The sequence below is a fragment of the Flavobacterium amnicola genome, assembly GCF_004122165.1.
GTDB classification, from domain to species: Bacteria; Bacteroidota; Bacteroidia; order Flavobacteriales; family Flavobacteriaceae; genus Flavobacterium; species Flavobacterium amnicola.
Genome location: NZ_SBKO01000001.1, coordinates 1,226,428 through 1,251,280, shown reverse-complemented (window position 1 = coordinate 1,251,280; position 24,853 = coordinate 1,226,428). Strand labels below are relative to the sequence as shown.

General features: G+C 35.1%; 25 protein-coding genes. 6 read left to right on the top strand and 19 right to left on the bottom strand.

What is annotated here, in order from left to right:
• Positions 1–397 precede the first annotated feature (397 nt).
• Positions 398–1,651 (bottom strand): ABC transporter permease, encoded by a 1,254-nt coding sequence (locus EQG63_RS05455; RefSeq protein WP_129435224.1) that lies wholly within the window; start codon positions 1,649–1,651, stop codon positions 398–400.
• Between the two features lie 5 nt (positions 1,652–1,656).
• On the opposite strand from EQG63_RS05455, the gene EQG63_RS05450 reads away from it, so the two are divergent.
• Positions 1,657–2,892 (top strand): exo-beta-N-acetylmuramidase NamZ family protein, encoded by a 1,236-nt coding sequence (locus tag EQG63_RS05450; protein WP_129435222.1) that lies wholly within the window; start codon positions 1,657–1,659, stop codon positions 2,890–2,892.
• Here EQG63_RS05450 and EQG63_RS05445 read toward each other — a convergent pair.
• The gene (locus tag EQG63_RS05445) at positions 2,889–3,386 is read right to left on the bottom strand and encodes a YkgJ family cysteine cluster protein (RefSeq protein WP_235827807.1); all 498 of its coding nucleotides are present in this window, start codon (positions 3,384–3,386) and stop codon (positions 2,889–2,891) included. The genes EQG63_RS05450 and EQG63_RS05445 overlap by 4 nt on opposite strands.
• 77 nt (positions 3,387–3,463) lie before the next feature.
• Between EQG63_RS05445 and EQG63_RS05440 the strand changes: the two genes are divergently transcribed.
• Both EQG63_RS05440 and EQG63_RS05435 read left to right on the top strand, forming a co-directional pair.
• Positions 3,464–4,168 (top strand): class I SAM-dependent methyltransferase, encoded by a 705-nt coding sequence (locus EQG63_RS05440; protein WP_129435218.1) that lies wholly within the window; start codon positions 3,464–3,466, stop codon positions 4,166–4,168.
• Positions 4,169–4,251: 83 nt separating this feature from the next.
• On the top strand, positions 4,252–5,025 hold the full coding sequence (locus EQG63_RS05435) for a membrane metalloprotease (RefSeq protein WP_129435216.1): 774 nt from the start codon (positions 4,252–4,254) through the stop codon (positions 5,023–5,025).
• 51 nt (positions 5,026–5,076) lie between these two features.
• Here the strand turns inward: EQG63_RS05435 and EQG63_RS05430 are convergent, their stop codons facing one another.
• From EQG63_RS05430 to EQG63_RS05370, 13 genes are all read right to left on the bottom strand, one after another.
• Positions 5,077–6,234 (bottom strand): aminotransferase class V-fold PLP-dependent enzyme, encoded by a 1,158-nt coding sequence (locus tag EQG63_RS05430; protein WP_129435214.1) that lies wholly within the window; start codon positions 6,232–6,234, stop codon positions 5,077–5,079.
• 72 nt (positions 6,235–6,306) lie between these two features.
• Entirely contained in the window at positions 6,307–6,699 is a 393-nt protein-coding gene (locus tag EQG63_RS05425) for an energy transducer TonB (protein WP_129435212.1), read from the bottom strand.
• A 191-nt stretch (positions 6,700–6,890) separates the two neighbouring features.
• Positions 6,891–7,280, bottom strand: a complete 390-nt coding sequence (locus EQG63_RS05420; RefSeq protein ID WP_129435210.1) for an energy transducer TonB — start codon at positions 7,278–7,280, stop codon at positions 6,891–6,893.
• A gap of 204 nt (positions 7,281–7,484) precedes the next feature.
• Entirely contained in the window at positions 7,485–7,880 is a 396-nt protein-coding gene (locus EQG63_RS05415) for an energy transducer TonB (RefSeq protein WP_129435209.1), read from the bottom strand.
• Positions 7,877–8,272: an energy transducer TonB gene (locus EQG63_RS05410; protein ID WP_129435207.1), complete on the bottom strand. Its 396-nt coding sequence runs from the start codon at positions 8,270–8,272 to the stop codon at positions 7,877–7,879. Before EQG63_RS05410 ends, EQG63_RS05415 begins: the two co-directional genes overlap by 4 nt.
• Complete coding sequence (locus EQG63_RS05405; RefSeq protein WP_129435205.1) at positions 8,272–8,904, bottom strand: 7-carboxy-7-deazaguanine synthase QueE; 633 nt, start codon at positions 8,902–8,904, stop codon at positions 8,272–8,274. Before EQG63_RS05405 ends, EQG63_RS05410 begins: the two co-directional genes overlap by 1 nt.
• A gap of 164 nt (positions 8,905–9,068) precedes the next feature.
• Positions 9,069–10,754 (bottom strand): tetratricopeptide repeat protein, encoded by a 1,686-nt coding sequence (locus EQG63_RS05400; RefSeq protein ID WP_129435203.1) that lies wholly within the window; start codon positions 10,752–10,754, stop codon positions 9,069–9,071.
• Between the two features lie 11 nt (positions 10,755–10,765).
• Positions 10,766–11,671 carry a PstS family phosphate ABC transporter substrate-binding protein gene (locus EQG63_RS05395; RefSeq protein ID WP_129435201.1) on the bottom strand — a complete coding sequence of 302 codons (906 nt, stop codon included), beginning with the start codon at positions 11,669–11,671 and terminating at the stop codon, positions 10,766–10,768.
• 1 nt (position 11,672) lies between these two features.
• Positions 11,673–11,873, bottom strand: coding sequence for a hypothetical protein (locus EQG63_RS05390; protein ID WP_235827806.1), 201 nt, complete (start codon positions 11,871–11,873; stop codon positions 11,673–11,675).
• A gap of 24 nt (positions 11,874–11,897) precedes the next feature.
• Complete coding sequence (locus EQG63_RS05385) at positions 11,898–12,707, bottom strand: energy transducer TonB (RefSeq protein WP_129435197.1); 810 nt, start codon at positions 12,705–12,707, stop codon at positions 11,898–11,900.
• 25 nt (positions 12,708–12,732) lie between these two features.
• Positions 12,733–13,278, bottom strand: coding sequence for an ExbD/TolR family protein (locus EQG63_RS05380; RefSeq protein ID WP_129435195.1), 546 nt, complete (start codon positions 13,276–13,278; stop codon positions 12,733–12,735).
• A 17-nt stretch (positions 13,279–13,295) separates the two neighbouring features.
• Entirely contained in the window at positions 13,296–13,919 is a 624-nt protein-coding gene (locus EQG63_RS05375; RefSeq protein WP_129435193.1) for an ExbD/TolR family protein, read from the bottom strand.
• 68 nt (positions 13,920–13,987) lie between these two features.
• Complete coding sequence (locus EQG63_RS05370; RefSeq protein WP_129435191.1) at positions 13,988–14,812, bottom strand: MotA/TolQ/ExbB proton channel family protein; 825 nt, start codon at positions 14,810–14,812, stop codon at positions 13,988–13,990.
• A gap of 363 nt (positions 14,813–15,175) precedes the next feature.
• Here EQG63_RS05370 and EQG63_RS05365 point away from each other — a divergent pair, with 363 nt between their 5' ends.
• Genes EQG63_RS05365 through EQG63_RS05355 form a run of 3 tightly spaced genes read left to right on the top strand, consistent with a single transcriptional unit; the run spans position 15,176 to position 17,457 of the window.
• Positions 15,176–16,681 carry a helicase HerA-like domain-containing protein gene (locus EQG63_RS05365; RefSeq protein ID WP_129435189.1) on the top strand — a complete coding sequence of 502 codons (1,506 nt, stop codon included), beginning with the start codon at positions 15,176–15,178 and terminating at the stop codon, positions 16,679–16,681.
• Between the two features lie 32 nt (positions 16,682–16,713).
• Positions 16,714–17,082, top strand: coding sequence for a DMT family protein (locus EQG63_RS05360; protein ID WP_129435187.1), 369 nt, complete (start codon positions 16,714–16,716; stop codon positions 17,080–17,082).
• 3 nt (positions 17,083–17,085) lie between these two features.
• Positions 17,086–17,457: a cupin domain-containing protein gene (locus tag EQG63_RS05355; RefSeq protein ID WP_129435185.1), complete on the top strand. Its 372-nt coding sequence runs from the start codon at positions 17,086–17,088 to the stop codon at positions 17,455–17,457.
• Positions 17,458–17,649: 192 nt separating this feature from the next.
• On the opposite strand, the gene EQG63_RS05350 is transcribed toward EQG63_RS05355, so the two are convergent.
• The 4 genes from EQG63_RS05350 to EQG63_RS05335 form a co-directional block, all read right to left on the bottom strand.
• The gene (locus EQG63_RS05350) at positions 17,650–18,990 is read right to left on the bottom strand and encodes an FAD-dependent oxidoreductase (protein ID WP_129435183.1); all 1,341 of its coding nucleotides are present in this window, start codon (positions 18,988–18,990) and stop codon (positions 17,650–17,652) included.
• A gap of 102 nt (positions 18,991–19,092) precedes the next feature.
• On the bottom strand, positions 19,093–21,477 hold the full coding sequence (locus EQG63_RS05345; RefSeq protein ID WP_129435181.1) for a penicillin acylase family protein: 2,385 nt from the start codon (positions 21,475–21,477) through the stop codon (positions 19,093–19,095).
• A gap of 93 nt (positions 21,478–21,570) precedes the next feature.
• Positions 21,571–22,659 carry an agmatinase family protein gene (locus EQG63_RS05340; protein WP_129435179.1) on the bottom strand — a complete coding sequence of 363 codons (1,089 nt, stop codon included), beginning with the start codon at positions 22,657–22,659 and terminating at the stop codon, positions 21,571–21,573.
• Positions 22,660–22,754: 95 nt separating this feature from the next.
• A complete protein-coding gene (locus tag EQG63_RS05335) occupies positions 22,755–24,827 on the bottom strand; it encodes a T9SS type A sorting domain-containing protein (RefSeq protein WP_129435177.1) in 2,073 nt (690 codons plus the stop codon).
• Positions 24,828–24,853: the final 26 nt, after the last annotated feature.

The window sequence follows — 24,853 nt, the reverse complement described above, 5'->3', positions numbered from 1 at the left end:
TTGCGGGGTGCAAAGATAACATCTTTATTTTTCCATTTCCAAATCTTTTTACAACTTTTTTGAAAGTTTTTTTTAAACCCTCATTTACAGTCACTTTTAAATTTGAATCAGTATTTTAAAGAACTTTACTTTGTTTTGCAAACAACTTGTTGCTGATTGCGGGTGCAAAAGTAGTACTTCTTTTTAGCTTTCCTAATCTTTTTGAAACCTTTTTTAAATCTTTTTTTTGCTTGGTTAATTATCAGGTAGTTACAAATACCGTGGATCAGGAAAAACTCACGAGGGACGCGTGAGGGATGATAGCGGCATCCTTTTATAGTTGTCTTCGAGAACCTCAGACAACTTATAAAAGATACAGCGAACAGCCCGGCCCGAAGGGACACGCCCAAATAAGAAATTAGCTAAACTTAATGGCTTTTACAGGAGAGATCTTGGTTATGACGTAAGAAGGAATTAATAAAACCAAAAAACAAACAACAACCGTTCCTATATTTAATAATAGAATATACCAAAGGTTTAAATCGACCGGAGCGACATTCACATAATAATTTTCGGGGTTTAGTTTGACTATTCCGAAATACTTTTGAATTAACAATAGCCCGATTCCGATAGAATTCCCCCAAAGCAGCCCTTTTACGATAAGATGAGCGGCATTGTATAAGAATATTTTACGCACCGACCAGTTGCTAGCTCCTAATGATTTTAAGATTCCGATCATTTGTGTGCGTTCTAAAATGAGTACCAACAAAGCGACTACCATATTAATAGTAGACACTACAATCATAATAATAAGTATGACGGCAATATTGAAATCAAATAGTTTGAGCCATTCGAATATATAAAAGTATTTACTCGAGATGGTTTGCGTATCTAAAGTTTTGGTGGCGTCTTCTTTGTTTTGAGAATTACTGTATACTTCAGCACCTTTTGCTTCAATTTTAGTAAAGTCGTCAATAAAAACTTCAAAAGACCCCACTTGGGTTGGCAACCACTTATTCATTCGTTGAATATGGCGAATATCTCCTACTATATAAGTAGCATCAAATTCTTGAAATCCAGAATTGTAAATTCCGACTATTTTAAAGGAGCGTAAATTGGGCAATTGATTCTCTACTTCTTTCATGAAAAAAGTATTGCACTTGCTCCCTACTTTTAGTTCCAATCTATTAGCGAGGTATTCGGAAATAATAATTTCGTTGTTTAATTCGGATTTTAAATTAGGAACTCTACCCTCCACGAGATACTCATTAAGGTTGTCCCAATCATAATCGGCACCTACTCCTTTAAAAACAATTCCTTCAAATCCTTTTTCGGTTCTAATGATTCCTGCTTTACTGGCTACGGCCTGAATGTGCTTGATTCCATCTACACCTTTAAACTTAGGGTAAAAATCCTGATTAGTAGAAACCGGTTCAAGACTAGCCTGCGATTGGTTATCATTAAAATTAGAAATAATTATATGTCCGTTGAAAGCCGAAATCTTTTGGCGTATTTTTTGTTGTAAACCCATGCCGGTAGCCACAGAAACGATCATCATAATCAAACCGATCGCAATTGCTGCGATGGCTATATTGATAATTGGCATAGAAATATTACTTTTACGTTCTTTAGTACGAATAAGTCTATCGGCTATAAAAAATTCTAAATTCAAAGAAAATGATTTACAAATTGATGCTCAAAAATACAGTTTTATTATTGCTTTTTGCAATTGTTTCGTGTGGAAATTGTAAAAAGAAAATAGAAGAAAGTGAAAAGAGAAAAGACACCACTGTAATAGTTAATCCGAACACCTCTACTCCTTCGGAAGAAAATATCAAAACGGGAGCTGACAATTATGAAGCATATTTGCCTTTATTGAGAGACAAAAATGTGGGAATTGTCACTAATCAAACTGGAATTTTGACCAACAAAACACATTTGGTTGATTTTCTATTAGAGAAAAAAGTGAATCTACAAAAAATATACGCTCCCGAACATGGTTTTAGAGGCACTGCTGATGCGGGCGAATTAATTAAAGACGGCAAAGATACTAAAACAAGACTCCCTATTGTTTCACTTTATGGGAATAACAAAAAGCCAAAACCAGAACAATTGGCAGGAATTGACCTTATGATTTTTGACCTGCAAGATGTAGGGGCTCGTTTTTATACTTACATCTCCTCCTTACATTATGTAATGGAAGCTTGTGCCGAAAACAATATCAAATTAATGGTATTGGACCGACCAAATCCTAATGGAGGTATTGTTGATGGACCAATTTTAGAAAAAGAGTTCACCAGTTTTGTGGGTATGCACCAAATTCCGATTCTTCACGGAATGACAATTGGCGAGTATGCCAAAATGATTAATGGTGAAAAATGGTTGAAAAACGGAATTCAATGTCAATTGGAAATAGTTCCATGTTTGAATTACAAAAGAGAGATGCCGTATAGCTTACTTACAAAACCTTCTCCGAATTTACCCAACGACCAAGCCATCAATTTGTATGCGAGTTTGTGTTTGTTTGAAGGTACCAATGTGAGCATGGGTCGCGGAACAGAAAAACAATTCCAGATTTACGGTTCTCCCTATTTGCCAAAAAGTGATTTTAGTTTTACGCCAATTCCGAATTTTGGAGCTAAAGAACCTACCTACAAAAACCAATTGTGTTATGGAGAAGATTTAACATCGATCGCTAAAGCGACTCAATTGGAATTGAAATGGCTGATAAAAGCCTATCAAACTACGACAGATAAGTCGAAATTCTTTAATGATTTCTTTACTAAACTGGCAGGAACCAAAAAACTTCGCGAACAAATTGAAGCTGGAACTTCAGAGACTGAAATCAGAAACTCCTGGAAAAAAGGAATTGAAGATTTTAAAGTAATGAGAAAACCGTACCTATTATATTAAAGAGGCATTTTCTCTTTCATTTTTTCTACAATATTATAAGCGGCAGGACAAATCGCGACATTTTTCAAAGTCAAATCGGTGATCTGGTTAAATTTTTTTCTGTCAGTATGTGGAAATTCGCGACAGGCTTTCGGACGCACATCGTAAATCATGCAGTAGTTTTCATGATCCAAAAACGTACACGGAACACTTTGCAACACATAATCCTGATCCTCATCAATGCGTAAATATTGGTCAATAAATTGTTGTGGTTTTTGCTTTAAGTGTTTTGAAATACGTTCGATATCTGCCGAAGTAAAAAGTGGTCCCGTAGTCTTGCAGCAATTGGCGCATTTTAGGCAATCAGTTCTTTTAAACTCGGCATCGTGTAATTCCTGCATCACGTAATCCAAATTCTTAGGCGTCTTTTTTTTTAGCTTATCAAAATACTTTTTGTTTTCGATATGCTTATCTTTGGCTAACTTTTGTAGTATGTTGATTTGAGGATTTGTCAATTTGTTTATTTGATAAATGAACCACAAAATTATAGAAAACGAATCAACAAATAACCGCATAAACAAATAAACTCAAAATGAAAGACCTTTTCGGAAAAGCCATCCTTGATTTTCAAACCAACAATGCACCCGAAGACTTGATTACTGAAACGTCTATCTCGGAAGCCGATGAAATGAGTGTTGCCTATTTGTTTCGTTCTTTTGCTGAAATGCCGAAATTGGAACAAAAAGCCTTACAATTGACAAAAGGAAAAGTATTAGATGTTGGTTGTGGTGCTGGAAGTCACGCCCTGTACCTTCAAAACGAACGCCATTTAGATATTATTTCTATTGATATTTCTCCGAAAGCGATTGACACCTGTCGATTACGTGGTTTAAAAAATGTCCGTGTTCAAAATATTTTAGATCTCCAAAATGAGAAATTTGATACTATCATCTTATTAATGAATGGCTCCGGAATCTTCGGAACTCTTTCAGAAACGACTAAATACCTTCAGAAATTAAAATCACTTTTGAATCCTAATGGACAAATTCTAATTGATTCTTCTGATATTATTTATATGTTTGATCGGGATGAAGATGGTGCGTATGAAGTTCCTGCTGATGGTTATTATGGAGAATTGACATTTACCATTTCCTATAAAGGCGAAACGGAAGACTCTTTCCCTTGGTTGTATTTGGATTATAATACACTACAAAATGCTGCAATTGCAAATGGATTACAATGTGAACTGATTATGGAAGGTGAACATTATGATTATTTAGCAAAACTTTTTATTTAAATTTAAACTTTAATTCCTTTAATTGCGTATATACTTTTTTAAAAAAAATTACGTTTAAAACATTCACTCCAAAACTTTAAGATATGAAACTACTTAAAATCACTTGCTTATTTTTCCTGATGGCAATCTCAGGGTGTTCATCAGATAGTAATAGCAACTCTAACACTATTGAAAACGGAGTCAATAAAGCTCCAAACCAAAAAGCTACAGGTAGCAGCGCCAACGATTTATTAGCAGCAACAAAGTATAACAAATTGGTAATTGAAATCTTATATGTTAAGAATTTCAAACCTGCGACTCAAACCATCACTAATCTTCAAAATTTTCTAGCCGCTCGTTTGAATAAGCCTGGTGGAATTGTTATTACACAAAGAGAAATAAATCCAACCGGGTTTTCACCTTATGATATTAATGAAATTGTAAGCCTGGAAAACGCTTACCGAACCAAGTATAATAATGGAACGACAATAGCCTTATACATGTTTTTTGCGGATGGTAATGCATCGGGAGATACTAGTACTAGTTTTACTTTAGGTTCTGCTTACAGAAACACTTCTTTTGTTATATATGAAAACACCATTAAAAATAATAGTGGAGGCATAGGACAACCTACTACAGTCAATTTAGAAACTACGGTAATTCTTCATGAAATGTGTCATTTACTCGGTCTTGTGAATTTGGGTTCCCCAATGCAAACACCACATTTAGACTTCAGTCATGACAAACATTGTAATGATGACACTTGTCTTATGTATTGGGAAGCGGAAAATAATGGTGCTTTGAGTATGATTCTCGGCGGAGTTCCAGACCTCGACACAAACTGCCTAAACGATTTAATTGCCAACGGAGGGAAATAATTATAAAAAAAGAAAGGCCATAAATGATTATTTATGGCCTTCTTTTTAAAACTAAAATTGTATTAAATCGGTTGTTGCTATAATATCTTGCAATGCTTTGTATAAAACTTCTAAGTCTTCTTGCGAATTATAAGCATTAATGGAATATCTCAAATAAATAGTACCGTTTAGTGGCATGACCGGAATTTGGATCTTGTATTTATCATACAATACTTCCTTTAATTCTGTTGGTTTATTCGTTTTAATAGGAATGCTTGCCATTTGACCCAAAAATTCATTTGTGATTGGGCAAATAGGTTGAGTATTTAGTAAATCGCAAAAGCGTTGGTAGTTGTCCAAAACAATTTGTTTGGAGGCTTTCGATTTTTCTGACCAATTATTTTCGGAAAGGAAGTCAATTACCGTTGGTGTACACAAATAGGCCGAAACATCTTTTGTTCCATTATATTCATGATAATCTAAAAACTGACTTTCACCTGGCATAACACTTTCATACCCCCAACTCACTACTAAAGGATCTAAATCGTTTTGCAATTCCTTTTTAACATAGAGAAAAGAACTTCCTTTGGGTGCTAACATCCATTTATGCAGTGTACCGGTATAATAATCCGGATTCAAATCCTGAATATTCAAATCGATGTGTCCTGGCACATGTGCGCCGTCCACTATTGTAATTAGACCTAATTCTTGTGCTTTATCACAAATTTCTTTTACCGGAAACACTAAAGCCGTAGCACTTGATATCTGATTGATAAAAACCACCTTGGTTTTAGAAGAGTAACCTTTCCAGAATTCTTCTAGAATTTGTTCTTTCGAAATAATGGGTAATGAAATATTTTGACGAATGTATTTGGCACCTGTTTTCTTGCAAAAGAAATTCCAGGTTCTATCTAAAGCGCCATATTCATGATTGGTCGAAAGAATTTCATCACCGGGTTGTAAATTCAAACTTCGCATGATGGTGTTGACGGCAAATGTTGGATTGGGTGTAAAAAACAAATCGGATGCCTCACATCCTACAAATTCCGACAAGCTTTCTCTCGCTGTTTTTAAATAGGGAATCAGTGATTTTTGCATGAAAAACACTGGTTCACATTCAAGCTCATACTGAAACCGTTGAAATTCTTGAAAAACTGGTTTTGGGCAAGCACCAAATGATCCGTGGTTTAGGAAGGTAATCTTATCGGTGAGAAGGAAATGTGATTTCATAAATTCATTTTCCAGTAAAAATAAAAAATCCCAAACAATGTTTGGGATTTAAATTTTAAGACACCTTAAAATTTATTTAATTGTGATAGGGAAATTGTATTCTACTGCTACATTTTCTCCTTTATTTCTTCCTGGCGTCCATTTCGGACATTTTGCCAAAACTCTTTTTACTTCTTTTCCAGCATTCCCTAGATCTCTAAGAATTTGAACGTTAGTAACATTCCCTTCTTTATCTATAATAATACTAACATGAATCGTACCTGTCAATACCTCTCCTTCTTCGTTTTCAGGAGCTTGGTAATTTTTCATAACAAACATCATGAATTCACCCATTCCACCAGGGAATAAAGGTTTCACTTCAACAGCATTATACTGTAGTGGCGCTTCAACTTGGTTGATTTCATTTTTAGAAAACCCCAAATTTGCGAATAGCAATCCTAATACTAAAACAACAAACTTCTTCATAATTCAAATTCATTTAGTTAACAACTTATTAATAATCAGGTGATTTGGGACTTCAAACATATGACAAAAAACGATAAAAATGCAAAAAAAATCGACGAAATACATATAATAAATAATTTTGTAGTCAAAATATGACAAAAAAAGAAGCGTCCGCTTACGCAATCGCTTCTTTTTCAGTGTTTTATGTTTTTTTACACCCTAATATTAACAGGTAATGTATAAATTACTCTAACCGGTTTGTCGTTTTGAATTCCGGGAGTCCATTTTGGACATAATGAAAGTACTCTTTTAATTTCAGCTACAGATCCATAACCGATATCTTTAAGGATTTTGACATCACTAATTGTTCCGTCAGTTTCAATTACAAAAGTAACCTTTAGTAATCCGCCCGTAAAATTCTCATCATCTGGCGTCTTAAAATTTTTGCCTACAAATTTTATAAACTCATTATTTCCCCCTGGGAAAATAGGCTGGTTTTCTACAATTTCAAAAGGAATTGGTATAATAGAACTCAAAGGGGCTTGAGCGTGCGTAAACTGCATAGCAAAGAAAGCTAAAACAATAAAAAGAATTTTTTTCATGATAGTTGTGGTATTTGTTGTTATACCATCAACAGAGTAGATTAAATTTGCTTGGGGCAAAAAAGATGGAAATCTGCCATAAAAATAGCAATATAATTTTAATTACAAAAATATCTCACTAAAATACAGGGTTTTATCTATGAAATACAAAAAAAAACAGACGAACTGCAAAAAAACTTCCTCAAAAAGTAATCAATACTACTTCTACGTTTTAGTAGTTACTCGCATTTTAAATTCAACAGGAAATTTTATGGTAAGACTGATTGGTTTTCCATTTCGAGAAGCTGGAGTCCATTTCGGAGATTGTTTTAAAACTCGAATGACTTCCATTGCGAAATCCATATCTTTAAATTCAACGATTCTAATGTTCTTAATTTCTCCTGTTTCCACAATATCGAAAGTAAAGACAACTCTTCCGGCTTGTTTAATTTTAGATTTATCAATGAAACCATACACGTAATCACTAAAGGCTTTAATACCTCCACCGTTAAATTTAGGATCAATTAGTTCACCTTTTAAATACACTTCGTTTTCACCCATGATTTGGGCGGATGTTGCCAAAGAGCATAATACTAATACAAGGGTAAAAAGTTTTTTCATCGAACTCTAATATCAATTGGGACTGGCAAAGTATATTTAGTTTTAATAGGCACACCATCTATCATGGCAGGTTTAAATTTTGGTGCATTTTTTAACACTTTAATTAATTCATCAGCGGCACCATATCCAACATCTTTAATAATTTTAAAACCACTTAAAGATCCATCTTTTTCAACAAAAAATTCAACTATAATTTTCCCTTTAACGCTCTTGACAGGATCAAATTTAAAATTTCTCTGAATATACTGGCCAAAAGTTTGACTCTTTACTACTTTAATTGTATCCTTTTCTACTTTATGAGAATCAAGTGTTACTACTGAAATCTCATTTTCCTGCGAATACAATTGAGAAACGAAAAGAAAAAACAATACTATAACTAAAGTTCGTTTCATTACGGGATATTTAAATATTTATGCGTTTGTAGAGACACTCTCCATTTCGGATTGTTCATCACATAATCGACAATAAGTGGGGTCATTTCTTCTTTTTTACTCCATTCTGGTTGTAAAAATAAAATGGCATTTGGATTTACTTTAGCCGCTTGTTCTTCGGCAAATTGGAAATCGTGTTTGTTGTAAACGATTACTTTTAACTCGTTAGCAATATCGTAAGCCTCTTGAACAGGAAGTTTGTTTTTCTTTGGAGACAAACAAAACCAATCCCATTTTCCAGAAACAGGATACGCTCCCGAAGTTTCGATATGCACACGCATTCCGTTCTCCATTAACTTAGCGGTAATGGGATTCATATTCCATGTTAATGGTTCTCCACCCGTAATGACAACTGTTTCGGCATATTCCTTGGCATTTGTCACAATTACATCCATGTTTGTTGGTGGATGCAGTTCGGCATTCCAACTTTCTTTCACATCACACCAATGACATCCAACATCGCAACCACCAATTCTTATAAAATAAGCGGCTGTTCCTGTATGGTATCCTTCGCCTTGAATCGTGTAGAATTCTTCCATCAGCGGAAGCATTTCTCCTTTATCTACGGCTATTTGTATTTCTTTTGTAAGCATAAAATCAAAAATAGTTGGCAAAGATAGGCAAATGAATTCCGAATTAAGAATTAGGAATTAAGAAATCCCAAAATCTTTCCTTTAATAAGAAAACCCAAGGTCCCATAAAACAAAAAACCGTCTCGATTTACTCTTGACGGTTTTTATAATTTTCATCCTTACTTTTATTTTAAAGCATTTTTGATGTTAATGCTGTCGGCATCTGCAGGATCCAGAACTAAGGCTTTAGCAATTAATTCATTTGCTTTTAGTTTATCTGTTTTACCATAGTATCTCGCTAATTCTTGGTAAGCTTCAATAAATTTTGCTTTATTCGCCGTTACTGCATCCGCACCTTTGGTCGTTACTACATTCATAAACTCTTCATAGCTTTTCGCCATTTGCGCTTTTGCAGTAGCATCCGACAACAAACCATTTACACGAGCTCTATAAATATGAGCATCTTGAGTGGTTGGTGATTTTTCAATAACTGCAGCAAATGCTTTATCTGCTTTTTGCAAATCGGCAACATTTACCGTTTTCACATCCTCACGAATATTGTCGAAATACAACGCATATCCTAAGAAAAAGTTATCATACAAATAATTTTTAGAGTTGGCATTGGTAATCGCTACTTCATAAATTCCAGCTGCATATTTGTATAATTTTTTATCAAAATAACCTTTACCAATTTCGTTCAAATCGTTAGCCATTGGTTTGTCCATGCTTACCGCTTTAGCGAAATTTTCAACAGCAGCTTTATACAACACTTCATCAACTATTACTTTGGCACCTTCAGCAACTACTGGAGTAGATTTTTTCAACTGTGCCATTCCAAGGTATAAGAAATCACGGCCAATTAATTTATTAGAAGCATTTCCAGTAAATTCTTTTAATGCTTCGATAGCCGAATCCGTATTTCCGTTTTCGTAAGCAGAATACCCTAAATAACGTAAAATACGAGGATTTACTTTATCTAATTTTTTCATTTCATTAGCTTCTTTCTCTAATGCTTTGTAATCTTTAGCAATGATTAAGAAATCGGCATGACGCATACGTGATGGTAAAGAATAATCGGTTAAACTCATGTATTTTTCATAATACGCTAACGATTTATCGGTATACTCTTTAAATTTAGCTTTGTCATTAAGTCCCCAACCAAAATACGTTTCGGCTAACTCACGGTACACTGGTCCGTAATTTGGATTTAATGCTAATACGTTATCTAACGCTGCTTTAGCTTCCCCGAATGCTTTTGCATTTTTAAGTAAAACACCCAATTGCATTTTGGCTCTCAATAGGGTATTGTCAGCATCATACGCGTTACGATAGTTGGCATACGCTTCGTTTTGATTTCTTTCACCAAAATAAGCATCACCCAATGCTAATAAAGTTTGCGCATCGTTCATGTTAATCGCTTTCGCTTTGTTTAATACTTCGATTGCTTTTTTATAATTAGGGTTTACCGAATTGGTAAGCGCTTTTCCAATGTGTACAAACTGCTCAATATCTTTCTTTTTCATACCAGCCGTAGCTTGATCAAAATTGAATTGTGCTGCTTGAGCGTTACCATTATCTAAATCCAATTGTCCTAAACCAATATAGTTAAAAGAACCAGCATCTTTAGCGGTTAATCCTTTTTGGAAAACCATTTTGGCAGAATCTTGAATACTTTGACGCAAATACACATTTCCTAACAGGAAAGAAGCTCTTCCGTTATCTGGAGTAGTTTTTACGATTGCTTTTAAAATTGATTTTGCTTTTTCGTATTGTTCAGCATCCATAGCTTTTTTTGCTGATTCGATATCTTGAGCAAAGGCAGAAACACCAGCTGCTAAAAAAGCGATACTGAAAAATTTAACTTTATTCATCTTTATATTAATTAATTGTCTTTTTTATTTTCTACTTCTTTTCGGATGATAAGATTTCTCCCTGGCATTCTTACCGGTACCAATCCCGACTTAAGAATAATGCGTTGTCCTATCTCTCCTCCCATAAAAGAAGCAAATCCCATGCCTAAACCTCGAGTCCCTTGATAATTTAACATTTTTATTTGTCGAATCACTGGATATAAGTTAGTTGCAATATCTTCTTGTGTGGGCTTGGCAAAAGTACCATTATTTGTTTTTACATCCAAAACAGAAACGTTATCAACCGTTTTTTGAAAGTCAGGCATTGGCTGCATAATCCAATTCACCCCAACCACTCCAATCATTCCGTTATTCTTAGAAACGAAATCTATGACTTCATTATTGGTCTTAAATGAAAATATTTTTTCTTTTGGCAATTCTTTTACTTTGGCTAAATCTTTAAAATACTTAACCGTACTAGAATTAGCGTTATCAAAAACCAACCCAGCGTACTTGGAAGACTTCCCTTGTAAGGTAGCCACAACATCATTCAAATCAATTTGAGTGCCTTCCGAAGCTTTGTTAGCAATAAAAGCAACTCCATCTGTAGCAATGGGAGTAATCCTTGCTTTTATTTTTTTATTTTCAAAATAGGCCGCTTCCCCTTTGGTTAATTCACGAGTTAGAATCGCCAGGTCATTTTTCCCTTCGGAAAGTAATTTGACAATTTCAGATTCTGATTTTGGAACCAATTGTATTTTTGCTTCATATTGATTTTCAAAAACCAGCACTTGATCTTCAATAACCGGTAAAATCGTCTCGTCTACTAATATCGTAGCAGTTCCTGTTAAGATTGTTTCTGAATCACTTTTTTGGTTACAACTAAAAACAGCGATTACAGCAACTATAGCAAGCAATAAATATTTAATTTTCTTCATTCTATGATTTTTGAAAAAAGCGTATAAAACGCAAGAAAGCGTACACGATAATGGCAATTCCTAAAGTAGTACGATACCCTTGCGACAAAGGCAAAGGTAACTTTTGCCAAAACAAAATAGCCAATCCCATTGTTAAATAAATAATAAAAAACAAAACACCTATAACGAGAAGAAATCGCTCTTTAAGCGATTTCTTCATCATATTTGAATAAAAATTATTCATGTATTATTCCGATTTAATATCAAGTAAAATTGGTAAACTGTATTTTACACGAATCTTTTTACCATTTTGCTCACCTGCTTTAAATCTTGGAGCACCTTTAAGCATTCTAACTGCTTCAGCACCTGTACCGTAACCTAAATCCCTAATGACTTTGATATCTGTTAAACTTCCGTCTTTTTCAACAACGAATTCAACAAATACACGTCCTTTAAGATCTGAGTCCACTTCAGGAGTACGGAAGTTTTTTTGCACGTAGCTCCCAAACTTAGCCCATCCTCCAGGGAATTCCGGTTGTACCTCAATACCTGCAGAAGAGTACACATTGTTATCTACTACTTCTACCGCTTTATCAGAATCACCCGTTGGTTGATCGATAGTTACTTTTGCATCTTTATCCCCTTTTTGGTCTTTTTCAGCAATGTTTTTATCTTTCAGTTCCTCGATAGTTTTGATTTCTTCGGTCACTTTTTTCGCCTCAACAACTTTAGGTTTCACGAATTTCACTTCGTCAATCTTTGGTTTTGGCGGCTCCACTTTTTTAGGTGGTGGTGGTGGTGGAATATTTTCTTTTGGTTTATCCATGTTTACCAATACCACTTTTTCATCAAGTGAGTTTTTTGCATTATCACTATCTGGAAGCATGTTAATTAACACTGGTGCACTAATGGCAGCAGCAAAAACAACAGCTCCAACCAATAAAGCTCTTAGCGTAGTTTTAGGATTGTCTTTACGTAACTCATAAGCACCATACTTTTTATTACGTCCTTCAAATACTAAGTCTAACCACTTGTTTGTAAAAATATCTAATTTCATTTTTTATATACTTTAGGGTTAGTTACTAGTTAGCTAATAATGCTTTTTCTTCAGGAGATAAATCTACAATAGCATAAGTAGGTACTTTTGCAATTGCCATTTCATCTAAAATATCCACCATATTTTTATAATTGGTTTTTTTATCCAATTTTAAAATTACGATTAACCCTTTTTTTACATCTCCAGTTGCTTCAGGAACCGATTTCATTTTTGATAAAATCTCGTTACGAATTCCTTCTTTACCATAAGATGAATCTTTAGGTCCTTCAAGAGGTGACGTAAATTGTCCCATATACCATTTTACTTTGTTGTTTTCACCTAACAAAATAGTCATGGTTCTATTATCTGCAACTTCAATATCTTCTTCTTTATCTTCCGGCTTGTCTTTTTTATCAGGCATCCCCAAGTTCATCGACTGAGGTTTTGATAACGAGGTAGTCAACATAAAGAACGTGATTAGTAAGAACGCTAAATCAACCATTGCAGTTAAATCTACTTTCGAGTTGCTTTTTTTACTTCTTACCTTGCCGCCTTTTTTGTCACCACCGCCATCGGTATTTAATTCTGCCATTTCTTTATCTTGTTATATTAGAAATCTTGTCCACGCAAACCTGTCACCAAGTTGAAACTGTTTACGTTTTGTTCTTGTAAAACATCCATTACCTGTTTGATGGTAGGATATTCTAATTTAGCATCACCTTTGATTGCAAATTTCAAATCGTTGTTTGTTAATTCTGTATTTGCAATACGAGCGTTATAAATCCAGCGAGATAATTCGTCTTTTTTCAAATCTACTGTATCTCTAGGAATTCCTGGTTGTAAATCTTTTTGATTTCTTTCTGAGCTCGATAATTTAATTATCTGACTCAAATTAGCTACAGGAACACCAAATCCGTCAATAAGCGAAAAACGATTTTTTTCGTCTTCTGTGAAGTTTATTCCAAACTCTTGCCCCATAAGTTCAAGAGTTCTTCTTCTAACTGGTCTATCTACCATACCAAAAAACACTTTTCCTTTACCTACTGTTAGTGTAGCTAAACCCGTATCAGGCAATTTTGTTTGCACTGTAGAGTTAGGCGTATCAACGGCTAAGGGCTCTGGTTGTTTTGCGGTTGCGGTTAAGATAAAGAACGTTAGTAAAAGGAAAGCCACGTCACACATTGCCGTCATGTCAATTGCTCCAGCCGCTTTATGCGATTTTACTTTAGCCATATCTATATTTTTACCTAAACAAAAACGTCACAAAAACTGTACCGTTCTTATTTAGTATTTGATTAATATTATTTTAAACTTCCTTTGAAACGTCTGTAAGTGTTTACAATCGTGTTTGCAGCTTCATCAATAGAATACGTTAACGTATCGATTTTAGAAGTAAAGTAGTTATAAGTAACAATTGCTAAAGCAGAAGTAGAGATACCCGTTGCAGTATTAATAAGTGCCTCAGAAATACCAGTTGCTAATGCTGCTTGGTCAGGAGTACCTGCAGTTGCTAATGCACCAAACGCTTTGATCATCCCTGATACAGTTCCTAATAATCCTCCAAGAGTTCCTAAAGCCACCATTGTAGAGATAATAGTCATATTTTTTTCTAACATTGGCATTTCTAAAGAAGTAACTTCTTCAATTTCTTTGTGGATTGTTTCAGTAGCTTCTTCTGAAGTAAAACCTTCTGCTTTTACAGCATTATATTTTACTAAACCAGCTTTGATAGCATTTGCTACAGAACCTTTTTGTTTGTCACAAGCTTCGATAGCACCATCGATATCACCACCTGTAACACTTGCTTGAACTTTTTTCATGAAAGCATCTAAATTACCTTTTCCAGCAGCTTTAGAAATTACCATGAAACGCTCGATAGAAAAAACAACTACCATTAACAACATACCTAATAAGATTGGTACGATAAAACCTCCTTTATAAACCATACCTAAAGTATTTAAAGGGTGTCCAGTTTCTGGGTTACCTCCTTCAAAGTTTGAAGCAGCTCCCATCACAAATTTCCAAATTAATGTTCCTACAATTAAACAAGCTACAATAACAATAGCAGAGAAACTATCTCCTCCTTTTGAACTTTCTTCTTTCTTAACTTTAACGTTGTTTGCCATTTTTTCTAAATTTAAATTTTCTAATTGATTATAATTTTTGAATAATTATTTAATAGTGGGAGCAAATTTAATTTTTTACTCTAAATAAAAAAACTTTTTTTACAATAAAACACTTTGTTTTACAAATAAAATAAGCTTCGTTTTATTTTAAAATTACATTATCTTCAAATTTAGTTAATTATCCATCTAAAAAATCAATTTTTAACAGAATTATATCATTCGAAAGTGAATTTTCGCAATATTATATTCTACTGATCAAATTGACCCTAAACGATGAGTAGCGTTGAAATTTTAACTGAAAACAATGCAATACATAAAAAACGCGTCAAAATTTAATAAATTGCACTCGTTAACACCTCAATAATGGAAAAATTAGAAAAATTTAAGACCGATATTACTACTGGATACTCATGTAAAGGAGCAAATATAAGCCTAGGTGGCGCTATTTTAGATGGGCAGGCCCAAACAATACACGTTACGATTCCTTTAAAAACAATGAACCGACATGGCTTAATTGCCGGAGCCACCGGAACTGGAAAAACCAAAACCATACAAGTACTATCAGAACAATTATCTCAAAATGGAATTCCCGTTCTAATGATGGACATTAAAGGTGATTTCTCAGGTATTGCTGCTGAAGGAGAAGAAAAAGATTTCATTAAAGAGCGTCATACCAAAATCGACATTCCATTTCAAGCGAAATCCTTTCCGGTAGAACTATTAACGCTCTCAGAGCAAGACGGGGTGCGATTACGTGCCACGGTTTCTGAATTTGGACCCGTTTTATTTTCAAGAATATTGGATTTGAACGAAACACAATCGGGTGTCATAGCCGTGATTTTCAAATATTGTGACGACAAAAAAATGCCTTTACTGGATTTAAAAGACATTAAAAAAGTCATGAATTACATTACCGAAGAAGGCAAAGAAGAAATTTCGGAATTGTATGGAAAAATTTCAACGGCTACCACAGGCACTATTCTTCGCAAAATAATCGAATTGGAGCAGCAAGGAGCAGACATTTTCTTTGGCGAAAAATCATTTGAAATAGACGATTTAATGCGAATTGACGAAAATGGCCGTGGGTATGTTAATATTGTTCGACTAACTGATATTCAAGACAAACCGAAGTTGTTTTCGACTTTTATGTTGAATTTACTTGCCGAGATTTACAATCAAATGCCTGAAAAAGGAGATGTGGAACAACCGGAATTGGTGATTTTTATTGATGAAGCCCATTTGATTTTTAACGAAGCGAGCAAAGCCTTATTGAATCAAATTGAAACCATTATTAAACTGATTCGTTCCAAAGGAATTGGGGTGTATTTTATTACCCAAAACCCAATGGATGTTCCGAAAGAAGTCTTGGCACAATTGGGATTAAAAATTCAACATGCACTTCGTGCTTTTACTGCAAATGACCGTCAAGCGATCAAACAAACATCTGAGAATTATCCAATTTCAGAGTATTATGATACTGACGAAGTAATCACTTCGCTGGGAATTGGAGAAGCATTGGTGACTGCCTTAAATGAAAAAGGAATCCCGACACCGCTTGTAGCTTGTATGATGCGTGCTCCTGAAAGCCGAATGGATATTTTAACGGAAAGTGAAATTTCGAAAATCAATTCCAATTCGAAATTGGTTGAAAAATACCAAGAGGAAATTGATCGTGAAAGTGCCTATGAAATGCTGACGAAAAAAATTGAAGAAATCTCCGAAGAAGTTGCCGAAGCCGAAGAAGAGAAAAAAGAAAGTAAAGAACCAGGGATGGGAGAAGTCGTTGGAAAATCAGTACTAAAAGTAGTCACAAGTGCCAGTTTTATTCGTGGAGCTTTTAATGTTTTAATGAAAGTGCTCAAGAAGTAAAAATAGAAAAGGTAAAAGGAATAAAAGTAAAAATGAAAGGATATATTACGATTGGCTTACTGATACTTTCAAATGTTTTTATGACATTGGCTTGGTACGGACATCTAAAATTTAAAGAACTGAAATGGTTCGAAAATGCCGGATTAATAACCGTTGTTCTCATTAGTTGGGGTTTGGCCTTGTTTGAATATTGCTTTCAAGTGCCCGCTAACAAAATTGGCTACGAAGGCAATGGAGGTCCGTTTTCTTTGTTGCAATTAAAAGTCATTCAAGAAGTAATTACGCTAATCATATTTGTGATTTTTTCGATGCTTTTTTTTAAAAATGAAAGTTTACGATGGAATCATTTCATAGGGATGTGCTTCTTGGTATTGGCCGTATATTTTATTTTTAAAAAGTAAGCTATGAAAAACTATTTTATTCAAAAAGCCCCTTTTGTAGTGCCGACTACCGATGGAAAACTCATCGAGGAACATCACGGAAACGCTACTACCAACAATCCAGACATTTCCATTGCGCATATGGTGGCGCCGCCTAAATGGAGTGAACCATTTCAAACACCGGAGTTTGAAGAATACACGTATGTTATTTCTGGGAAAAAGCAATTTATCATCGAAGGAGAAACAATAATTCTGGAAGCAGGACAATCGATAAAAATTGAAAAAAACACCCGAGTACAATATTCGAATCCGTTTGAGGAACCCTGTGAATATATTGCTATTTGCAGACCCGCTTTCGATTTTACGAAGGTGCATCGGGAGGAGGACCAAGCGTAAAAAAACAGTTCAGTGAACTGTTTTAGCGAAGGGGCCAGATGGCGCGGTGGCCAATAGCCCAGATCGTAGTGGAAATCCTGACATTGCGATAAATGAAAATCATTAGATTGCTTCTTTCTTCGCAATGACAGATTGCAAAGTAGAGCTGGACACGAGCAAAGCGAACTGACGAAGTAAATAGCTCCTAAAAAACTATTTTAATAAGGAAATAATTTTATTCTCCACTTCTTCGCTATTCCATTTTTCCTCAATATTGGGCATTTTCATGATTTCTTCCATGATTTTATTTTGGAAATCACCTTCCGCTAAAGCTTCTGAATACGGTTGATGGCTAAAAGTAACTCTCGAATACAAAGGCACCCAAAGATCGGGATGTTTGTCGGAGAACCATTTTTCGATTTTCTTTTGAAGTAAGAAATTAGCATCGGCCGTTTTGGAACTCATTTCCATAAAATTGCGATAGGAAAGTTCTGCGATGGCGTCGGCATTTGGTTTTCTGGAGTTTTCATAATCGTTTAGAAGATTCGCCCAATCGTCACCATATTTGTCTATCATTTCGTTTAAGACGGTAATATCTTCAAAGCCAGCATTCATTCCATGACCATAAAAAGGAACAATAGCATGACAAGCATCACCGATTAAAGCGACTTTATCGCTATAGGTCCAAGGAAAACATTTCATCGTTACCAAGTAACTAGTAGGATTTTTAAAGAAATCTTCTACCAAATTCGGAATCACTTCTTTGGTATCAGGAAAATGAGTTCCAAAAAACGCTACTAATTGCTCTTTGGTTTTCAACTCTTCAAATGAATTTTCACCATCATTTGGCATAAACAAAGTACAGGTAAAACTTCCGTCTAAATTAGCCAATGCCATAAGCATAAACTGCCCACGGGGCCAAATGTGTAAGGAGTTTTTGTCTAATTTATGTGTGCCATCAGGGTTGGCTGGAATATTCAATTCTTTGTAGCCTATATTCAAGAATTCTTGCGAGTAATTGAACATAATTTGACGTTGCATACGATGACGTATTCTGGAAAAGGCTCCGTCGGCACCAAAGACTAAATCGTATTTTAATTCGGTCCATTCCCCACGTTCTTCCTCTCCTACGTGCAACGTTGCATCAGTAAGCGTAACATCCCAAATTTTACTTTCAAAGAAGAACTCCACTCCTTCTTGTTCGGCTAAATCGACCATTTTTTTATTCAGTAAGCCTCGAGATAAGGAATAAATCACTTCTCCGTCTTTGCCATAAAACTGCTTGTTTACCGCATCCTTACCAATGTGTATGGCTCTTTTTTCAACAGGAATACCAATAGATAAAACCTCATCATCCAAACCGACATCTTTAAGTGCTTTAATGCCACGATCGGACAAAACCAAATTAATGGATCGTCCAGAAAAATTTATTTTTCTAATGTCTGGACTTCTATCATATACATGAACAGTATGTCCTCTTCTTCTTAAATAAATCCCTAATAGCGTCCCAACTAATCCAGCACCTACTATGGCAATTTTTTTCTCTTTCTGCATTAAGTTATTATAAAGCGGTTTTTATTCCATACAGTTCGGCCTCACGGACTCGAGTGCAAATTTAGGGGTTTAGCCTCTAAAAGACGAATGATTTTTATCATATTATTTCGGAAGAAAGACCAATTTCGTTGAAGTCGTTTCAATTTCCTTCTTATTCATTTTCATTTTTCGGAATTTTCCTTGGGCATACATTTCTGCTTGGTCGTTGTAATGCTTGCTCATTGGGTTTCCAGATTGCCCTGTTGGCAAGATACTCCACGAATTTTCCACATCGCTAAAATCAACAATTCTTCTAGTAGAAGGCCCTGCTTTTATGGTATATTCTGCATCTTCCGAAAAATCAAACATTACATTATTAATCACTTCGTTCGAACCTGCAATTTCAAACATCCCTACGTTAAAAAACGGTCGTAATAACGCGACACTTCCCAGAGGATGCTTGTATTCCACTTTGTGAACGCGGTCCCATGTCCATGTATTTATATCATTTCCTAATTGCGATTCAAGAGTTGCAATGGCTTTTTTCAACGATTGGGTTAAGATTTCAGATTGTGTTTCTTTCTTATCTTTCGTCGCAATATTGTCCCACCAAAGCGAGTTTTTAATTTTACTTTGATTGGCGATAGATTGTTTCATGACATGCGTTTTCAAGAATTGAGCAAATCCAATCTCTCCCATTTCATCTTTAAAAGTGTTTTTCAGATAGAAATAAACGAACTTGTTGTATATCGTTGGAGCAACATCAGTCACTTTATTCGAGCCGTTCCATTTTTTTAAGATTTCAACCGCTTTTTGCTCTTGAGCTGACAACGACTTAACATCTATAGCTGTCATGAAATTTTGAGTCACTTCCACTTGTACTGGAGAAGTATCATCTACCAACATTTTACTAATATCTTCTTTGGTCCAATTGTTTTTAGCATCTAGTAATTGCGTAATTCTTCGCGCTCTGTCTTCCGGCAAATAATAGCCTTGGTAATTGTACCCATCAATGGCTTCAGGCATGTTGTTGGAAGAGTAGACATAATTCCATGACGGATTGATTGCTCCTGGATTTTTAGCAAAATCGAGGTATTCAAGTTTATCGTCTTTTCCGTTAGATCCATTCAGAATAAAATTCGGATTTACACCTGGTTGGAATTTATACAATTTCCCTGAGGTTTTCCAAGCAATATTGTTTTGCGCATCCCCATACATAATATTTAGTCCGGGTGCTACTATCAATTCGATGTTTTTTTGAAAATCATTAACGTCTTTAGCATGACTCAAACTGTAAACGGCTTCCAAAATTCTATTTGCTTCATGGGTATATATCCAATTGAAAGCGACTGGTTTTTCCGAAACGAAATCCTTTAAAATTCCGTTCATAATTGGCCCGTGGTGGGTTTGCTTATAGCTAAAATTCACTGAAGCACTATCTTTGACTTTAATGGTTTTATTTTTAACGACATAATCTGCAAAACCCGTTGCTGTTTTGTATTGATTTTCATTGGTCGGATTATTTTCTTCTTGATAAAAATCGGCATCGTCATTTTCAAACATCGTCAAACCATAAGCATACTGACGATTGTGTCCCAACAGCGGAAAAGGTGTTCCCGCTAAATAATACCCATAAATTTCATTTTCTGGAGAAACGATGTGCGCTTCGTACCATGTTCCGGGTTGCGAATATTCGATATGTGGATCGTTAGAAAAAAGTACTTTTCCTGTAGTGGTTTTCTTTGGCGACAACACCCAACTATTACTTCCAATGAAAGGCGGAACTGGAGAAGCATCTAACAAATCTGCCACAGCTTTTGCGATTTCCACATACTCTTGGTTTTGTTGTGGAGTGGATTTAATTTTTAAAGTATTATACGAATAATCAACCCCTAACTCTTTCATGTAATTGTCCCCGAATTTATTTCGTAAATCGGTCAACAATGGGTCGGTTTTTTGGGCCATTGCGAAGCTAAAAGACATGTACCCAAAAGTGTTCATGACGTCTTTGAGTGTAAATTTTTCTTTTTTAATACCTAACAACGTATATTCAACGGGCGTTTTTCCGTTTTCTACATATTGATTGACACCATCAAGATAAGCCATTGCCAATTGATAGGGTTTCCCATTCTTATCTAAATTCGCAATTGCCTTTTCGGATGCTTCATCGATACCTAAGCTCATAAAAAACTTACTGATGCTTAGTGCTCTTGTGCCAAATAATTCAGGTAGTTTTCCTGGTGCAATACGACGGATTAATTCCATTTGCCACAATCGCTCTTGAGCATGAACATACCCTAAAACAATTTGAGCATCTTTTTCGGAAGCAGCATAAATATGCGGTACTCCAAATTCATCAAAATAAACAGAAGTTTCTTTACTAATTCCTTTTATTTGAATTTCGCCTTCATACTGTGGTTTCGTAGTTAATAAATAGCCATAAATCCCTATTCCTAAAAGAACGACAAGAATCAATAAAACTAAGGCAACTTTTTTTACAATTTTCATTGGGTTGGTGTTTAGAATCTCAAATTTAAATAAAAAAACCTACAAGATTTTGAAAACCTTGTAGGAATTTAGATTACGTTGTTGTAATGACTATTACGTTCTAGGAAAAACTATTTTTTTTCCTGTATTGAGTCCATTATTTTTAGCTAAAACACCACACATGTGGAATAACATACGTGCTCCTACATTACCATCCCAATCATCACTTTCTCCTGGCGCTACTTCCACCAAATCGAAACCAATGATTTCTTTGCCACTTTCGGCTAATTTATTAAACAAATAAGTCGCTTGTTCGAATGAAAATCCGCCAGGAACAGGCGTTCCTGTGTTAGGGCAATACCAGGGATACATTCCGTCAATATCGAAAGAAATACATACTTTCTGAGGTAAGGAAGCTATAATTGTGTCGCATTGCGCTTCCCACGTTTTTCCTTGAAACGTTTCTGCTTTTAAATCGGCATCGGTATTGACCAATACACGTCCGTTAGACTTCATCACCACCTCGACTTCTTGTTCACAGAAATCACGAATACCCACTTGAACAATTTTAGAAATTTGAGGAATTTGCAACGCATTGTACATAATTGAAGCATGGGAGAAAGTAAAACCTTCGTAGGCAATACGCAAATCCATATGAGCGTCTAGGTGCAAAATTCCGAAGTTATCGTGTTGGGATGCCAACGCTTCGTAGTAGCCTAGTGGTGTTGAATGATCTCCACCTAAAAGCACTACTTTTTTACCTTTGTTTGTCCAATACAACACTTTTTCCTTGACTTTAGTGTGTAACTCACGACACACTTTATTGATTTTATCTAAATCCGATTGCAAGGCCGGGAATGTTTCAATGTCTTCACCCGCTTCTAACGCTTCAATAATAGGTTGTGCTAATGATTTGTATTTATCAGAATTGGTTTTCCAATGTTTTGGTGCCTCTTCCATAAAAATCCCTAATTTCCATAATTCAGGAAAATCTTGGTGATTTAAATCGACTTGAAACGAAGCATCCATTACAGCATCTGGGCCTTCCGAAGCACCAGCCCCATAACTCACCGTTACTTCCCAAGGCACAGGAATGACAATAATTTCCGAATCTTCTGCCGAAAAAGGCAATCCAAAAACTGTCGCATCGGCTAAACCAGGCTGTGAGGGATCGAAATTGGCAATGATTTGTTGTTTGTTCATTATTTTAAACTTTAAAACACAAAGATATTTGGATAAATCGAATAAAAAAAGTCTGTTTAAAACTAAACAGACTTTTAAAATATTTTTCTCAATTCTTAATTTTTCACAAACTTAACTGTAACATTAGAATTGATTAATTTAATGGTATAAACACCTTTAGACAATTGCGAAATAGCTATTTTATTTTCGTTGCTCATTAAGGTTTGTTCTAACACTTTTTGACCAAGTAAATTATAGATTTCCATTTTTTGGTTTGCAATGTCATCTCCTTTAATTGTAATTTCAGAAACGGCAGGATTCGGATAAATTTTCAAACTATTTTTAACCACTTCATCCACACCAAGGAACGGTTGAACTGTAAGTGTAAATGTATTGTTTACTATTGCATTAGTATCTCTACCTGTTGGAGAATTTGCCGTCATCGTTATAGTATATACTCCCGGAGCTAAAGAAGTACCTGGTATTGGACTTTGAGTGATAACTGCATCACAATTACTGCTAATGGCGTTACATTCACTAGAATAATTTGGTAACACATACACATTTCCTACTCCAGCTGTTACTGTTTTGTTTGCAGGCACTTTTAAGACAAAGGCAATAGCAGGAACAGCATAACCTGTAGCGTTAAAAATATCGGTCATTGTTTTAATATCTGCACATGGATAATTCATATTAATTGCTGCTTGTCGAACTGCAACTGCCGCTTGAGCTTGATTTGTTGAAGTATTGGTTAATGCCAAACCTTCCAAGAAAGCTTTATCCATTTTGGCTCTTCCGATAACATCATAAATTTTCATTAATGCAGTAGCCCAAATTTGCCCATCGGTATGAATTGAATTCACTAATCCGCCAGGGTAAGTTGCTGCGTAATTTGTCGTTCTACCTCCCCAACATTCGTTGTGACCATCCCAACTAAATTGATAATGATACGCTGGATCTGTTGGCAACCATTGATTTAAACTTCTACTGTAGGACTGGGCCCAATAATCTCCATTTCCTTCTCCTGTATAATTTGAAGCACTCCCTCCAGTCATCCAGTCGTCTAAACCATGTCCTAATTCATGCAAAATAACATCAGCATCTTCGGCATCATCTACACAACCTTCTCCAAAGGCAATTTCATCTGATGCTGGAAGAAAATGAGAATTATCATCACCTCTTAATCCATGTGGATCAAAAATCACCAAACCTCCATTTTGTTGCGGCACACAATTAACCCCCAGAACTTGATCTATATAACGTAAGCTTTTATCAACATGATAAAACGTATTCACTGCTTCAAAACCATCTTGTTCTCGATTAAAATTAAAAACATTTGTAGCTTGTGTAAATTCTCCATTTCTTGGCCTTTCGAAATCGCCAATATCTGTATAAGAACTTTTTAATCGGTACACTCCAGCAGTAAAATCAATCTCTGGCAATACAACAGAAACTCTTGCTGCATCTAATTGTGCATTGGTAGCATCATTATTATCTACATAATTACCACCATAGGCCACGTGAGCTTGTGATAATGGATCTGCATTAAAAACCATTCCTGAACCAGATACATAAGCTAAAGGCGCTTTAAACATTGGTGCATGATTAACACTATTAGGTTCTGAATTTTTCTCTTTATGGTGGTAAAAAGCGACATCTTTTATAGAGATAACTGCTGAAGTTTTTGCATTTACAAAAATTTCCCAATCTCCAGGTTTATCAGTAACTTGTAAAGAAACACGATACGTTAAAACTGTTTGGTCTTTATCTTTGTATACATACAAATTTGCTTCTTGAAATGTAATCTCGCTATTGGAAGGATTTAATGCATTATTGGCAATGGAAAGTGCATTATCGCGATTAATCACTGGATTAGTATCAATCATACTAACAGAACTGTCATAACTATTTGAAGTATAAACTACTTCGTTCTTATCTGAAAAATTTACTACAAATTCACTTCCAAAAACTGGGACATTATTTATAGTGTGCTGATAACGAAGTGTTTCTCCAGCGGCACCATTGTGTACGTGACGCAATTTAAAACCGTGATCTTTATTGATATTAAATTCTTTTGATTTAGATTGTAAATAATTTAAACCTGCTTTTTCGTTTTTTGAAGATTGAGCATTGCTGGTATTTACTACGCCAAAACATACCAACGATAGAATGAGTAATGTTTTTTTCATATTAGTTTTTTAAGTGGTTGATAACA